Source organism: Limnothrix sp. FACHB-881, from assembly GCF_014698135.1.
In the GTDB taxonomy this organism is placed as follows: Bacteria; Cyanobacteriota; Cyanobacteriia; order CACIAM-69d; family CACIAM-69d; genus CACIAM-69d.
The window spans coordinates 116743-132715 of record NZ_JACJSN010000003.1 but is presented as its reverse complement, the minus strand read 5'-3'; the positions used below and the strand labels follow the sequence as shown (position 1 = coordinate 132715).

Here is a 15973-nt window from a genome sequence, read left to right as displayed (position 1 = left end):
GGTCAGCGGCCCCAACGGACAATGACCGCGCCCCAGGACAGACCAGCCCCGAACCCAGCCAGGGCCAAGGTTTGGCCGGACTGAATCCGTCCGTCACGAACCGCTTCATCAAGGGCGATTGGGATGGAGGCGGCGGATGTGTTGCCGTAGCGCTCTAAGTTGCTGATGGTTTTTTCGTGGGGCAACCCAAGGCGATCGGCCACCGCATCGATGATTCGTTGATTCGCTTGGTGCAACAGCAGCCAATCTACTTGCTCGATCGACCGTTCCGCCCGATGCAAGGCCTTCTCGATCGCCTCGGGAACTCGCTTAACGGCAAAACGATAGACTTCCTGACCGTTCATGGTAATCGGCTGAAAATTGCCTTGACCCACCACGGTTCCGTTTTTGAGGGGCTGCTCGATCGTCTCCCCCGCCAGGTTCAAGACATGGTTCATGGAGCCATCGCTGCGTAGCTCAAACCCCAGCAAAGCATCGCTAGCGGCGGGTTGCTCCTGCAAATCGATCGCCTGTAACACCACAGCCCCTGCCCCGTCGCCAAACAGGATGCAAGTGCCCCGATCGTTCCAGTTCACCCAGCGCGAGAGCACATCGGCCCCAATCAGCAGCACATTGCGATAAACACCCGATCGCAAAAACTGAGCCGCCGTCACCAAGCCAAACGCAAACCCCGAGCAAGCCGCCGTCAAATCCATCGCCACCGCGTGGCTCGCCCCGATCGCCCCTTGGATCGCCCCAGCACTCCCGAACAAATCATCGGGCGTGGAGGTGGCCAGCAGAATCAAATCCAAATCAGCCGCCTGGAGATCCGCCATCGCCAACGCCCGCTGAGCAGCCTTTGCGGCCAACGGCGTGAGGGACTCCTGCGGTTGCGCCAAACGCCGTTGACGGATTCCCGTCCGCGTGGCAATCCACTCGTCGGAGGTTTCAACCAACTGCTCTAGGGCGAGGTTGTCTAAAATTCCATCCGGCAAAGCTGAACCGCTGCCAATGAGGGCGATTCCAAAGGGCGATCGCGTTTGCATTAATTCTCCGAAGCAACAGCCTGCTGCACGCTTTGTTGATACTGGGCTTGGATTCGCTCAATCACACGAGATTCCACAGCCGCCTTGGCGAGGCGGATCGCCCCAAAGGCTGAAGGGGCCCGCGAGCTGCCATGGCCAATAATGCAAACCCCGTTCACGCCCAGCAACAAACCGCCCCCATGCTCCGCATGATCGACCCGTTGCTTAATGCGCTTCAGGTTGTGCTTCAACACCGTGACCCCAATTTTGCCGCGTGTGCCCTTGGGTAGTTCTTCCTTCACCACCTGAAGCATCGCGCTGCCCACCGCTTCCGCGAACTTCAGCAGCACATTGCCCACAAAGCCATCACAAACAGCCACATCGAACTGACCTGAGAGGATATCGCGCCCCTCGGCATTGCCCGCAAAGTGAATGACGGGATTTTCCGACAGCAACTGATGGGCCCGCAGGGCCAGTTCATTGCCCTTACATTCCTCTTCGCCAATGTTGACCAAGCCCACGTTGGGCCGTTCCACCCCCAAAACATGTTGGCTGTAGATGGAACCCATCACGGCAAATTGCTCTAGGAATTTGGGGCGACAGTCCACATTGGCCCCCACATCCAAGATCAAAACTTGCTTGCCGTTGACCTGGGTTGGCAACACGGCCCCGATCGCGGGGCGTTCAATGCCCGGAATTCGTCCCAACCGCAGCAGTGCCGCCGCCATGGACGCGCCCGAGTGCCCCGCCGAAACCACAGCATCGGCTCGGCCTTCCTTGACCAGACTCGTGGCCACATTGATGGAAGAATTGGGTTTGCGGCGCAGGGCGGTTAATGGCTCTTCGTCCATCTCCACCACACCATCGGCGGGCACAATTTCGAGGTTTGAACCAGCATTGTGCTCTTTCAGGCAAGCCTCGATTTTGTGGGGATCACCGACTAGCAGAACCTTAACCCCCAGTTCTTCGCTGGCGCGCACGGCTCCGGCGACGATTTCTTCGGGGGCATAGTCGCCGCCCATTGCGTCAATTGCGATTCGATCCCCAGTTGACCCCATAGAAGCCGAACACGGTAGAAGTCTCCCAAATTTTACCAGACAGGGTGCAAATGGCTGTCGTTTGGCAATTGGGTTTGGCAATTAGGTCGAATCGCTGGGCTTGGCAATTGGGTTTGGCGGCTTTTGGGGAGAGCGGCCGGTGGCTGCTGGGGAATGGTGAACCCCGTGAGCCGATGCAACCGAGACTCCGGCCCTAAGTTAGAGTTAAGTTCGGGGCCGATCATCGATTGAGCTTGGGTTGGTTTGGGTTGACTTGGGGTTGTTGGCCGCCAAACATTGAGCACAGCACTGAACACAGCAAGGTTAGATGAGCACAGCCCTGTGGCCGGTTGCTTGTGGTTCGGGATCGGCTGCCTGCGCTTGCAGCCTAGATTTGCGGTCTACGATTTGCGGTTCTAAGATCGATTGTCTTCATCCATCCGTTTAATCAATGCCGATCGAGCCACAGCCGAGGGGTAATGGGGTGATCGCCCTTGATGAAACTGGTTGCATCTCCGGTGATCCCCTGTGATCGATCAAGGGAAGATGGTTCGCCATCAACTGCATGAGTGATTTCATGACCGATCATGCGTGATGCACTGGGGGAATCGATCGGGACTCAGATCAACGACTGATTGACCCATCATCGATCACAATCAACTTGAGATTCACAGTCCCCTTGATCAGTACCCCTTGATCAGTACCCATTGATGAGACTGATCGGCCCGATCAGACCGATCACGTTAACTGATCGCTACTGCGCCAATCCATTAAATCCAATGATTGGGTGAGGGCGATCGGGAAAATTGGGGCGATCGAGGGTGGTCAAGGTGATCGAAAGGTGATCAAATCGACGGCGATCAAGGCGATCAAACTTAATGAAATCGATTGACCTAGAGCCATCTGCATGGAGATCAGGCGATCGATGACATTAATGGAGATCCGCAATGAAATCCGCAACCCCAATGCTCAAATATCTTGCGCAATCTACTGTCTGAGCCTGTCGGTGGCCAGGATGCATGGAAATTGAAGCGGCTGTTCAACGAACCTTTGCCACAGGCTCAGCGTCTGGATCGGTGGCGGAAGCGGCACGGCGCTGGATGGCTCTGCCCGATAGTGCTGCCCGATCGAGTTGTTTGCTGGTTCTCGAAAGCAATCAGCTTAAGGGCGTGGTCTTGCCTCGGGATCTCTTGCGGGCCCTGGCCACTCAGCCCACGCGGCTGCTGGGAACCATTGCCCAGGCCGTCCAACCAATCTTGCTCAAGGACTTGGGGCAATGGATTGGCACTATTGAGGGCCTCCGAACCCTGTTAGATCTGTTTACCCGCCAAGGCCTCGATATTTTGCCCGTGGTGGATGGGGGACTGCGCCCCCTCGGGGTGTTGCCACTGATGGTTGTCTCCCAAGAACTGATTTTGCGCCTGCAACAACAGGCCGATCACCGTGACCTGGCCGAGCAGCAGTTAATGACTGCCTATGCCGAAATGCGGGGCATGTTGGAAGCCCTGCCGGATCTGGTGCTGGAACTGTCAACGGAGCAGGCCCATGTGCGGGTGATGCCCACCCAGTTGGCCCAGGTGTCGAATCATGGGGGTGAGCTGATTAATCAGATGGTGGAAATTCTGACGGATTCCACCCGATCGGGCCCTTGGTTGGCCGCTGCGCGGGAAGCCATTCGGCAACAACGTTCCCTGTCCTTGGAATATTCCCTGCGGTTGGGAGAACAGGAGGCTTGGTTTATTGCCAACATTGCCCCCACCTCCCACAGCAGCGTGATTTGGGTGGCGCGTGATATCAGCGATCGCAAACGGGCCGAGCGGGCCCTGGCCGAAGCCAATGTTCAGCTCAAGGCTTGGATTGATACCCTAGAGCGCCGTAACCAGGAGTTGAAACTGCTGGGCGATCTCAGCGGTCTGCTGCAAACTTGCCTGAGCATCGCTGAGGCGGGCCGCGCCTTGCCCAGTGTGTTGATGGCTTTGTTTCCCCGCTGTAGTGGAGGGGTGTTTTTATACGACGACAGCAAGGGCGTATTTTCCCTGATCAGCCAGTGGGGCGATAGTTTTTCCAGCCAATCGACCTTTGCCTTTCGCCATTGCTGGGCCCTGCGGCGTGGGCGATCGCACCGAGTAGAATCGGGGCCGCAAAACCTGCGCTGTCAGCACGCCTTTGAGGGGTTCATTGGCGAATCTCTCTGTATGCCTTTGGTGGGGCGGGGGCAAACCTTGGGCCTGTTGCACCTTTGCACCCAGCCCAATCAGCGTCTGATTTCCGAATACCAACCCATGGCCACGGCCGTGGCGGAGCACTTGGGCTTGGCCTTGTCTGATATGCAATCGCGCCAAAAACATAACCTGGTGACGCTTCAAGATGAGGATGCACAACTGTTCAATCGGCAATATTTAGAGCAGCGACTTCAGCGCGATTTGCTAAATATGGCTCGTGCCCAGCAACCCTTGAGTTTGTTGGCGATCGCCCTGGATGGGTTGGCTGTGGCGGAGCGTCTTTCGGGCCAAGATACCAGCCGATATTTGTTGCAACGGGTGGTGATGCGGTTGCGCAACCATATTTCTGAGTTGGAAGCCCTGGGGCGCTACGGCAAATACGACTTGGTGCTGTTGTTGCCCAACACGGAGATTGAGGAAGCCTGTCGCCGAGCGGAGCGGTTGCGCCAACTGTTGTCGTCGTTGGATGCGTCCCTGCTGGAGTTTGCGCCCCAAGGAATTGGCGTGGCGATCGGGATTGCCAGTTTCCCAGACCATGGCCGCACGGCGGCTGAGTTGTTGCACCGGGCAGACGTGGCCCTTTATCGGGCCCGATCGGGCAAGGGTAACGGGATTGTGCCCTATAGCTTGCCCGACAGCGATCGCGCCTAAACTGCCCATTTCCGCCCATTTCCGCCCATTCGCCCTGATTGTGCCCCTGAGCGTCCTGTCCCGAAACGCTACCCGATCGCGGGCCTCGCTAAGATAGAAGGCCCCAAGCGGCGGTTCGCGAACCAAAAGTCGGGCCACGTCGTCAATTAGCGTTAGAGTAGCCACGATGCGCGATCGACCGTCGCTTTCTACTGTTGTTGAGTTTCGTTGGTATGGTTCAGCAATTGCCCGATCGTCCCCTGCCCGCCGCCGACCAGGTTGATAAAATCACCCTGCCGAAAACTAGCGAATCGGAAACGCTGAAAAAAATTCGCCACACCACTTCCCACGTGATGGCCATGGCGGTGCAGCGCTTGTTTCCCAAGGCTCAAGTGACGATCGGCCCCTGGATCGAAAACGGCTTTTACTACGATTTTGATAGCCCCGAACCCTTCAGTGAAGAGGCGTTGAAGGCGATCAAAAAAGAGATGATCAAAATCATCAACAAAAAGCTGCCGGTGATTCGCGAAGAGGTATCCCGCGAGGAAGCCAAGCGCCGGATTGAGGCGATCGGGGAACCCTACAAGCTGGAAATTCTCGACGACATCAAAACCGAGCCGATCACTCTCTATCACCTGGGTGATCAGTGGTGGGATCTTTGCGCCGGCCCCCACCTGGAAAACACCTCGGAAATTAACCCCAAGGCGATCGAACTGGAAACCGTGGCCGGAGCCTATTGGCGCGGCGATGCCACCAAGGCCCAGCTCCAGCGGATCTATGGCACGGCCTGGGAAACCCCCGAGCAACTGACCGAATATAAACGCCGCAAGGAAGAAGCCCTGAAGCGCGATCACCGCAAACTGGGCAAAGACTTGGGCTTGTTTATCTTTGCCGATCCCGTGGGCCCCGGCTTGCCCCTCTGGACTCCCAAGGGCACGATGCTGCGATCGATCCTGGAGGACTTCCTCAAAGGCGAACAGGTCAAGCGCGGCTATTTGCCCGTGGTCACGCCCCACATTGCCCGCGTGGATTTGTTCAAAACCTCCGGCCACTGGCAAAAGTACAAGGAAGACATGTTCCCGATGATGGCCGAGTCGCCGGAAGAGGCGGCCGCCGAGTTGGGCTTTGTGCTGAAGCCGATGAACTGCCCCTTCCACATCCAAATCTTTAAGAGCCAGTTGCGATCGTACCGGGAGCTGCCGATGCGCCTGGCGGAATTCGGCACGGTCTATCGCTACGAGCAGTCCGGCGAGTTGGGCGGCCTAACGCGGGTGCGCGGCTTCACCGTGGATGACTCCCACCTGTTTGTTGCGCCTGAGCAGTTGGATGCAGAATTCCTGAAGGTGGTGGATCTGATCCTGACGGTGTTCAGGGCGCTGCAACTGAAGAATTTCAAAGCGCGTCTCAGCTTCCGCGATCCCGACTCCGACAAGTACATCGGCTCCGATGAGGCCTGGAACAAGGCCGAAAACGCCATTCGATCGGCCGTGCAAACCCTGGGCATGGATTCCTTCGAGGCTCCCGGCGAAGCGGCCTTCTACGGGCCCAAGCTGGACTTCATTTTCCAAGATGCCCTAGAGCGCGAATGGCAACTGGGAACGGTGCAGGTGGATTACAACCTGCCGGAGCGGTTTGATCTGGAATACGTCGCCGCCGATGGCAGCCGTCAGCGGCCGGTGATGATCCACCGGGCCCCGTTCGGCTCGATCGAACGGCTGGTGGGCATCCTGATCGAAGAATACGCCGGAGATTTCCCCTTCTGGCTGGCTCCCGAGCAAATCCGGCTGTTGCCCGTGGGTGACAATTTCCGCGACTACGCCGACCAAGTGGTGACGCAACTGCAACTGGCGGGCATTCGGGCCACGGTGGATGGTTCGGGCGATCGGCTGGGCAAAATCGTCCGCAACGCCGAAAAGGAAAAAATCCCCGTGATGGCTGTGGTCGGCGAAAAAGAGCTGGAAACCAACAGCCTCAGCCTCCGTACCCGCGCCGACGGCGATTTGGGATCGGTGACGGTGGCCACCACGATCGAACGGGCCACGGCCGCCAACCGCGATCGCACCAATTTTTAGAGTTCAGGGCAGCGCCAGCCCAGAAAAGCTCTAGCCTAGGGAGGTGGAAACGGCCGACCGTGCCCCTGTTCCCGATCGAGGATGTGCCTCGTTTGCCCATCGCCCCGTCCTCGATCGTCCAACGGCTCAACAGTTCCTCATCTAGTTCCCATCAAGTCCCCATCACAAGTACCGCTTGAACTTTGCGATGAAACTTCAATCCACAATCGCAGCGATCGCCCTGGGTTTGCCGCTGCTGCTGACCCCCACCGCTGCCCAAGCCAACGAATACGATCGCTGTGTGCGCGACCTGCGCGACTCCAACATCAGCCCCGACCTGATTGCTAGCTCCTGTGCCTATGTGCTCCACCCCGAGGACTTGGGCGACTGCGTGGAGCGAATTGACGAAAAAACCACCATCTCAGCGGAGGCGGCCCTCAGAACCTGTCGGCAAGCTCGCCGCCCGATCGACACCGCCAACTGTGTGGTCAGCATCTCGCGGGCCGGAGCCGTTGACGGCAGCGCCGTTTTGGATCATTGTCGCCGCAGTTTGCTGCCCGAACGGTTTGCCCGCTGCGTCACCACCCTGAATCGCCAGGTGACCAGTGACCTCACCACCGCCATGGGCCAATGCATTGACGGGCGCGATCGCCCCCGTGACATGTATCCCGAATATCCCGGGCGATCGGGCAACTGAAATCGGTGACTGAGATCGTGAAACTGAGGCCGTAAATCAGCGTTTTGGTTGATTTGGGTCCCAGTTGATTTGGGTTCGATCGGGTTTGGCCCACCTGTCCGTTGCCCTGCCAAGCCCACGCCCCCCTCAAGAGAACTGGATCTATCTCCTAGGGTTAAGCCGCAGTCGTTGAGGCTGAACTGCTAACCCCAGGAGATAGACCCAATCTCGATGATCTCAATGGTCAGTAGGATCTGTAGTCCTGACGGCAATTGGGGCCCGGTCGTTGGTCGGTTGTTTTTGAATGGTTGATGGATTGTTCACGGCATGGTGCCCCCTCTCACCTTGCCTAGTGTCCTAGGAAATCCCTGGAAATCCCTACTCGCTGCGGCCCACCAATTTGGGAATCGGTGGAGCGACGGGCAACAGGTTGGCATCCTTGGTGACAATGTGGCCCACGTAGAAAGCCCCCGCTTCAATATTCAAGGCGCTAACCACCACATCCCCCTCCAAGCGCGAGGTGCGCGTTAGGGTCAGACTCCCTTCGGCCACAATACTGGCCTTCACTGTGCCGTGAATGATGATGTTGCCGGCTTTGACCTCGGGCCCTTCGATTGAGCCAGTCGCCGAAATCTCCAAATCCCCATTCACTTCAACCGTGCCCCGCACTGCACCATCAACCCGTAAACCGCCCTGGACTCTTAAGTTTCCTTGAAAATCACTTCCCTCAGCCAAATAGGTCACTGACGGCATTAGTTTTTTGCTACGTCCAAACATCGGTTAACTCCAGAGTCACTATTGCATTGATCCATCTCCGCGTTTCTCCCAGCACGCGGCCTCGCGATCGAGGCCTGCTTCATTTTTCAACTCCTTGAAACTGCCTGAACTACTTTGCAAGTTTGCTGGGTCAGTGACCCAGTTGGTGTTGCCATCAACAACAATTTATACTTCCGATCCTTGTTGTTTTTCTGACCTCTTAGTTTTTCTGGCCCCTGCGTTTAAGGCTTTTTACTGATGGTGGACTGTCCTGGGGGATAGAGTTGTCTTGAGATTAATATCCGCAGCCTGATCTCAGGGTTTTTACGGAATAAGATGCACTGATTTGAGTAGTGGATGAAACTGTGAATCAACTATCGCCAAACAGTTTTGCGCTTGTGGTTGATGCAAGAGGCGCAAATAGGGGCTAAGTTCTAAAATTCCCAAAAATTGCCCAAAATAAGCTCAAAATCCTGAAAAATTTGACTTTTCTCGACAATGATCGCCAAGAATTTTCTGAACGACGGTTTTCTAAACTTCAGAACAATCAATGCGACTCAGACCCTATAAACCCAAACGAACACAAATCAATCACAGTCAGTCTTTGAGCGTAATTTTGCCAGGATCATTGGGCTTGCGACTAATAGAGAGTTGATCTATTGGCGAGGGCTACTGAATTTGGATGTCGCTTTACCCGTGACGGGTCATGCCCCCTGGAGGATTGTGGGACATTTTGGAGAAGCAATGATTGCAAGATACTCTGAAGGATCTATTTTGAAGGATCTATAGGGTATGGCAATAGAGGGTATAGCAATAGGGTATGGCGATCGACTGGCAATTTCGGCTCGGCTGTGCCGTGTGGTCTTATCCCGGTTGGGTGGGTTCGGTGTATCCGCCGGGAACTTCGGGGCAAAAAGCCCTGCGTTGTTATGGCGAGCGGTTTTGGGCCGTTGAGGGCAACACGACGTTTTATGGTGTGCCCACGGCAGCCACGGTGCAGCGCTGGGGATCGTTGGTTCCCGATGGATTTCGCTTTTGCCTGAAGTTGCCTCGGGATGTGACCCATCTGGGGCCCTTGCTCGATCGCGGGCCGGCAGCGTTGGCCTTTGCGGAGCGGGCGGCGGCCTTGGGCGATCGGTGCGGGCCCTTGTTTGCCCAGCTTCCCCCTAGCTACGGCCCCAGCCAGAGCGCAGATCTACGACAGTTTTTGAGCCGATGGCGACAGTCAACCGATGTTCCTTTGGCTTTGGAGGTGCGTCACCGGAATTGGTTTTTGCCCCATTGGCGCGATCGCCTCAATGGTTGGTTACGGGAACTGGGGATTGGTCGGGTGGTGTTGGACACGCGGCCCATTTATCGGGGTTTGGATTTGGCCCGGGACGATCCCCAACAGCAATCCCAGCGCCGCAAACCGGATTTGCCGCTGCAAGCCTGTGTAACGGCGGAGTTCGCGATCATCCGGTTCATTTCCCACCCGGAAGCCTGGCGCAATGAGGCTTATTTGTTGGAATGGCGCGATCGAGTGTTACGCTGGCTGGAGCGAGGAGTGCAACTGTATTTTTTTGTCCATTGCCCGATCGAGGAGCATTCGCCCCACACGGCCCGCCAGTTTCAGGCTTTACTAGAGGCGGCGACGGTTCCGGCCGTGGCCGCGATCGCCCCGTTGCCTTGGAATCAGTTATCAATCACCGAAGGCGCGGCAGCAATGGCCAGGAATCGGACTGGGGGCGATCGCCTCGGATCCCAAAACGATTCCCAAAACGATCAGCTTTCCCTGTTTTAGGGAGCCGTATTTTAGGAAAAGAGACCGCAGCGAGGCGACTACATCAAACCGGTGCGATCGACCAACAGGGCCACACCTGCCGAAAAAGCCGTAATGCCCATCGCGATCCAGGGGCTTTGGCCGAACGCCACCGCGAAGGACACCGCCACACCGGCTCCAACGGCAGCGGAAATAACACCAGTGACCAAATCTTTTTGCTCGGGTTGCATGGTTTTTTCCCTTGATGATTTCTTAAACAAAAGGCACTAATAAGAACCGCTAATGAGCGGCTGTGCTGTCCCAAATTACCATCCCGATTTAGCTGGGTGTTTGGGAAAGTCCCGGCTTTGCAATTAACCTTTAATAAGCTTGAGAATTCTTGAAATTTCGCGATAAAAATTCACAAATCAGCCAAATTTTCGTCGATCAGAACGCAATAAACGGTAACGACTAAACGAGTAGCAGTTCCAATGCAGTCGCCTAAAAACGGGAGTGCCAAGGGCCGATCAGTGAAATGGCCGTGAACTAGTTGGCGAGTTGGTCAACAGGCCTCTAGGAGCCAGAAAAACCGTAGAAATCTGTGAAAAAGATAAGCAAATGAACAATATCAATCAATAAACGAATTAAAAAATGAATTTAAGGGCAGATCTAGACATGAAAACCAGAAAAATCAGCAACATAGCCGGAACAATCGTCAAAAGCACAACAATCAATAAACAGGGATCAACAACCAATAATCAACCAATCATCCACAAGTAGGGATCAACAAGTAGGGATCAACCAGCAGCTATTAGAACGTAGGTATTAGAACAAAGAGCGCACAGCGAAAGGAGAACTGTGCGCCCTTTGAGAAATGGTTGAACGTAATTCAAAACAATTCAACGCGATCCAAAATCCAAAAATAGACTCCCGATCGGGTGGGTGGGGGCTGATTGCCTAGACTCGACTGCCTAGACTCGACTGCCGAGGAACTGCTCGATCGCGTCGGCCTGTTCCCAACCATGGCGCACGCAATCACCCAGCGCTACGCCGCCTTCATAGTTGCTGCAAGCAAAGAGGCCAGGCCAATGCTGAAGCTCCTGGTGCAAGGTGGCCAGGCGAGACCCATGCCCGATCGTGTATTGCGGGATCGCCCGTCGCCAGAGTTTGACCGACAGCACCTTGGGCGGCACGTCCTGTTTCAGCAAAATCCGCCGCACGTCCGCATGAACCATTTGGGCGATTTCGTCTTCGGTTTTGTGGATCAGGGTGGGATTTTGTGCGCCGCCAATGAAGTTGATTAGGTGGGCCCAACCTTGGGGAGCGCGTCCCGCAAACAGGCTGGAAGCCCAAATGGTTCCTAGGGTTTGCAGGCCCAGGCTGCGGGGAATCAGGTTGCCAAAGCCGCGCAGGGACTGGGCAAAGGCGGTTTCGGGATAGGCCAAAATCACGCAGGCAACGGCGGGGTAGGGAATGGCGTTGAGGGCGGTGCTGGCTCGGGGGGCGAGGGGTTCTAGCAGTTGAGCCGTGACCGGAGCCGGGGTGGCCAGAATGATCGATCGAGCCGTGATCTGTTGGGGGCCATCGGGGCTGGCGATCGTAACCTGGTAAGTGCCTTGGGGATCACGGGCGATCGCCTCCACCTGCCAACCCAACTTGACCCGATCGCCCAAACCGCGTGCCACCGCTTCCGGCAAAGCTTGCAGGCCCTCGCGGAAGGATCCCAACTCCCCGGACTTGGGCTTGGGTAAGCGGGGATCGGCTGGGGGTGCTTGTTTGGCCGCTTGGCGTTTGGCCCAGAGAATTCGCGCTGCCCCGGCTCCCAAGCCACCACCGGCCGCTTGCATGGCGGCCATTTTGCGGAAGGCTGCCGAAGCACTGAGGGCATTGGGATCTCCGGCATAAACCCCCGAGATAAAGGGATCCACGAGGCGCTCCATGGCTTCTTGACCCAGGTGGCGAGTGAAGAATTCACGGACGGTTTCTTCGCCGCCCCTTGCCGAAATGGCTGCACCCACGATCGGGGGCACAAAACCCGCCGCACCTAACAGCAGTCTGGCTTTGCCCCGATCGCTCAGCAAGGTGGAATTCCAAAATGCGCCGGGACTCATGGGAATGGCTTGTAACCGACCGTCCCAGTAGACAAATCGGGGCAGCTTGCCATCCGCAAACACCAGCTCATCCTTCAACCCCACTTCCACGGCGAGTTTCAGCAGCTCTGGCGTGGGGGCGAAGCTGTTGGGCCCCTCTTCCCACAGGAACCCATCGGCCGATCGGGTGGTGATGTTGCCGCCCACACGGTTTTGCGCTTCCACCACCAGGGTCGATCGCCCTCGGTTGCCCGGGTGATTAACCAAACGGTGGGCAGCGCTCAAGCCCGTTAAACCCGCGCCGACAATCAACACATCGATCGTCGTCGATCGATCCGTTGTCCCTTCAACCCCAATCGGTGCAGCAACCACCACGGCTTGATCTCCTTTTTTCAAGTTTTCTCAAAACAATTTCAAATTCAAACGCCAGCCCACGAATGGGGCTAGTTGCGCTAGTTGCGTTAATTGCACTAGTTGCCCTGGCTTCCCTGAGTTCAATCAATCGCTTGAAGGACGGGTGATTCCAGGTGCTTGCAGTTATTCGCAGGCGCTCGCGGTTGATTTCAGTCGATGCGATCTCGATGCGATTTCAAGCGATGTGGGATCGATCGAGTGAATTGATTTAATTGTGCGGTTTTTGGGGCTGGGGCGATCGGGTCTCGCGAGGAGGGGCGATCGGCCAGCCAACCGCTTCTTAATTTAACCGTTGATGGTCTTTTATCTTTTTATCGTTATTGGGTTATGAAAAATCAATAATGACCCTCAAGGAATGCTGAGTGAGCCAATGCTGGGCGAGCTAATGCGGGGTTACCGGGTAACTGAGGATCGCGCTCTGAACGTAGAAGGCGATCGCCCGATCGAGCAATCGCCTTCTACTCAAGTAACCCTTCAATTAAGCCTCAAGTAACCCTGAGCACCAGTTCCAAGGGATCCAAATTTTCCCGATGATTGCCTAACGCAGAGCTGCGATCGGGACGGCCGCCTTGGAATCGGTCATTGGCTGGGGTGATCGCGCCACCAATACCTCCCGAATCAACCGGGCGATCGCGCGTTGGGCTAACTCTCCGGCGATTTGTTGACCCAACTGCTGGGTTTCCGGCCGCACTAGGATCCGCGCCGCCAACTGCAACAGCTTCATGGAATCAAACCCAGGCGTTTCCTGAAGCAACTGCCAAATGCGTTGCAACCGCTCCAGGGTTTCGCGCGGGTCGCTGGGGTTGGTTCCCGGGTTGGAACTGGCCGGACTGCCTGGGTTGCGGTTCAGGAACTTGCCCCAATTGTCCAGGAGCGATCGCCAAGCACTTTGGCCCGCCGCGTCGATCGCTTCCACTAACCGATTGGCGACCTGCTGGCGAATAAATTCCCCACGCTCCGAAAACAGAAACTCCGCTGCCCGATCGATCCCTTCATTGAGATCATAATCAGCACTGTCCTTGGCATTGCGCAACAGATTTTCTAACCGATTCCAACGAAAATCTCCTTCCCGGAACAGCAAATCTTGCAACGAAGCCCGCAGTTCTGGAGCCGGATCCGTGAGCAATCGTTTGGCAATGTAAGGATAGGCTTTGCTGAGCACTTTGAATTCCGGATCCACATTGATCGCAATCCCTTCGAGGGTCACCAGCGATCGAATAATCAGGGCATAGTAAGCCGGAACTCGAAACGGATATTCATACATCACCCCTGACAATTGATCGGTGATGTTTTTGAAATTCAGCTCCGAAACACTCGATCCCAACGCATTGCTAAACACGCCAGATAGGGCTTGGGAAATTGGCTCCAAATTGGTGTCAGGGGTCAAAAACTCTAGCTTCACATAGTCTTCCGCCAATCGAGCAAAATCGCGATTCACCATGTGAACCACCGCTTCAATCAGTCCGTAGCGCTGATATTTTTTAACCCGGCTCATCATCCCAAAATCGAGATAAGCCAATTGACCATTGGGCATGGCTAACAGGTTGCCCGGGTGGGGATCCGCATGGAAAAAACCATGTTCCAGCAATTGCCGCAGAGAACACTGCACCCCCACATTTACCAAGTGGGTGGCATCAATGCCTTGTGCGGCCACTTCTTTCAAATTGGTGAGCTTTGTTCCCGAAATCCACTCCATGGTTAACACCCGTTTGCCGGTGTATTGCCAATAGATTTTGGGCACGTAAATTTCTGCCATGGAGCCATAGAGCTTGGCAAATTGTTCTGCGTTTCGCCCTTCTTGGGAATAGTCCATTTCCTCAAAAATACGGGCCGCAAATTCATCGGTAATGGCAACTAGGTTGCTCCGCAGTCGCTTGACATTTTTCATGGCCCACTTGGCAAGGCCACGCATGATGTAAACGTCAAGTGTGATTTGCTCCGTGAGTCCGGGGCGCTGCACTTTCACGGCAACAGCTTCCCCAGTTTTCAATTTGCCGCGATAGACTTGCCCCAGGCTGGCGGCGGCAACGGGTTTTTCGCTGAGTTCGGCAAAGCAATTTTCGGGGCGATCGCCCAATTCTTCCTCAATGAATCGGTAGGCAATTTCATTCGGAAAAGCTGGCAATTGATCTTGCAGTTGGGTCAACTCTTCCAAATAAACCGGCGGCACGAGGTCGGGTCGGGTGGAAAGGGCTTGGCCCACTTTGATGAAGGCGGGCCCCAACTGGGTCAGCAATTCTCGTAACTGGCGGGCGCGGCGGGCTTCGTTGCGCTTGACTTGGTTGCTCTGGCGATCGCGCCAAATCGCAAAGGCAAACGTGAAGCAGGGCCACAAAACGGCGATCGCCCGTTGCAGCACCGCCCACCAGCGTCCTCGATAGGCCGCGTCGATCGCGTCTGGGTCGTAGTGGGGCGATCGATAGGTTTCGATGTCTTCGTCGTCGGTGGGCCCCTGATTTGGCGATACCGGCGCGGAAACATCCTCTGCCACTGCCCGTGCCTCGATCGTGGCCCGTTTGGGATCCGTCGCATCAAACACAGGAGTCATCGCTGAAGTCATGGCGAACGTTGCCTGAACCAGTTACTTAGTAACCAATTGTAAATACTGTCGCCATCAATCGTTGGATTTCGATGGCGATTGATAGGAATTGATTGATAACGGGACAGCCTTAGAGGGCAAACGGGGAGCTGAGTTCAGTGGATCGCCACGGCCCGTAAGGCTCTCCGCGATGGTTCACGGTTAACCGAAATAATCAGAACCATTCCCGAGCTTTCCGATCTTTTTGACGAATCGTCTCGAATCCTTAAGGAACTGGGCCTTGGCCCATCGAAAAGCCCCGGTTTCCTCCATGATGGTTAATTGTTCTCGGCTTTTCGCGCCCTGCAACTCTAACGGAAACGTCGCTTGAAACGTTGGTGAATCAGGCCTTGAACGATCCTGATTGACTGGACTGAGGGGAGAAAAAGCCAAGGGCGAAAAGCCCAGAGTGCAAAACCAAAATCCAAGGGGGGCGTGATGATGTCGATCGGGCTGGAGGACGATCGCGATCGCAGTGTTTCTCCGCAATTTCAGGGATGCTGAAACTAATCAATTTCTCCAGCGATCGGATCTTTTTCCGATCAGTCCCTAATCTCTCCCTGGAATATTGATGTCTTGATCGGGTGCAAAATCTTAACCCAGTCCAGTTCAGGTCAGGTGCTTGACAAATTTTCCAAATTCAGGCCCAAAATTCCAAAACTAGGTTAAACTTAGGTTAAGAAGCCCTTAAGGGAGCTTCGTTCGCGCCCAACTCACGCCGTTACCGCGATCGCCCAGCGTTATCCTCCAACCAGGTGCAATCAGACCTTAACC

11 protein-coding genes are annotated in these 15973 nt (G+C 55.7%); 4 read left to right on the top strand and 7 right to left on the bottom strand.

Features of this window, described 5'->3' with window-relative positions:
- Positions 1-2 precede the first annotated feature (2 nt).
- Positions 3-1025: a beta-ketoacyl-ACP synthase III gene (locus H6G52_RS04660; protein ID WP_190526768.1), complete on the bottom strand. Its 1023-nt coding sequence runs from the start codon at positions 1023-1025 to the stop codon at positions 3-5.
- Positions 1025-2062 carry a phosphate acyltransferase PlsX gene (plsX, locus tag H6G52_RS04655; RefSeq protein WP_190526766.1) on the bottom strand — a complete coding sequence of 346 codons (1038 nt, stop codon included), beginning with the start codon at positions 2060-2062 and terminating at the stop codon, positions 1025-1027. Before plsX ends, H6G52_RS04660 begins: the two co-directional genes overlap by 1 nt.
- Before the next feature lie 998 nt (positions 2063-3060).
- On the opposite strand from plsX, the gene H6G52_RS04650 reads away from it, so the two are divergent.
- The 3 genes from H6G52_RS04650 (at position 3061) to H6G52_RS04640 (ending at position 7641) form a co-directional block, all read left to right on the top strand.
- A complete protein-coding gene (locus H6G52_RS04650; protein ID WP_190526764.1) occupies positions 3061-4914 on the top strand; it encodes a diguanylate cyclase domain-containing protein in 1854 nt (617 codons plus the stop codon).
- Between the two features lie 212 nt (positions 4915-5126).
- Positions 5127-6965, top strand: a complete 1839-nt coding sequence (thrS, locus tag H6G52_RS04645; protein WP_190526762.1) for a threonine--tRNA ligase — start codon at positions 5127-5129, stop codon at positions 6963-6965.
- A gap of 187 nt (positions 6966-7152) precedes the next feature.
- Entirely contained in the window at positions 7153-7641 is a 489-nt protein-coding gene (locus H6G52_RS04640) for a hypothetical protein (RefSeq protein ID WP_190355570.1), read from the top strand.
- A 357-nt stretch (positions 7642-7998) separates the two neighbouring features.
- Here the strand turns inward: H6G52_RS04640 and H6G52_RS04635 are convergent, their stop codons facing one another.
- On the bottom strand, positions 7999-8397 hold the full coding sequence (locus tag H6G52_RS04635) for a polymer-forming cytoskeletal protein (RefSeq protein WP_099534580.1): 399 nt from the start codon (positions 8395-8397) through the stop codon (positions 7999-8001).
- A gap of 799 nt (positions 8398-9196) precedes the next feature.
- Here H6G52_RS04635 and H6G52_RS04630 point away from each other — a divergent pair.
- Positions 9197-10159 carry a DUF72 domain-containing protein gene (locus H6G52_RS04630; protein ID WP_190526760.1) on the top strand — a complete coding sequence of 321 codons (963 nt, stop codon included), beginning with the start codon at positions 9197-9199 and terminating at the stop codon, positions 10157-10159.
- Positions 10160-10197: 38 nt separating this feature from the next.
- On the opposite strand, the gene H6G52_RS04625 is transcribed toward H6G52_RS04630, so the two are convergent.
- The 4 genes from H6G52_RS04625 to H6G52_RS04610 all read right to left on the bottom strand — a co-directional run bounded on the left by H6G52_RS04625 (position 10198) and on the right by H6G52_RS04610 (position 15592).
- Positions 10198-10368 carry a hypothetical protein gene (locus H6G52_RS04625; RefSeq protein ID WP_190355568.1) on the bottom strand — a complete coding sequence of 57 codons (171 nt, stop codon included), beginning with the start codon at positions 10366-10368 and terminating at the stop codon, positions 10198-10200.
- Positions 10369-11088: 720 nt separating this feature from the next.
- Positions 11089-12579, bottom strand: a complete 1491-nt coding sequence (gene hemG / locus H6G52_RS04620; protein WP_370567672.1) for a protoporphyrinogen oxidase — start codon at positions 12577-12579, stop codon at positions 11089-11091.
- Positions 12580-13159: 580 nt separating this feature from the next.
- Positions 13160-15169, bottom strand: coding sequence for an AarF/ABC1/UbiB kinase family protein (locus H6G52_RS04615; RefSeq protein WP_190526759.1), 2010 nt, complete (start codon positions 15167-15169; stop codon positions 13160-13162).
- A gap of 192 nt (positions 15170-15361) precedes the next feature.
- Positions 15362-15592: a hypothetical protein gene (locus H6G52_RS04610; RefSeq protein ID WP_190526757.1), complete on the bottom strand. Its 231-nt coding sequence runs from the start codon at positions 15590-15592 to the stop codon at positions 15362-15364.
- Positions 15593-15973 lie beyond the last annotated feature (381 nt).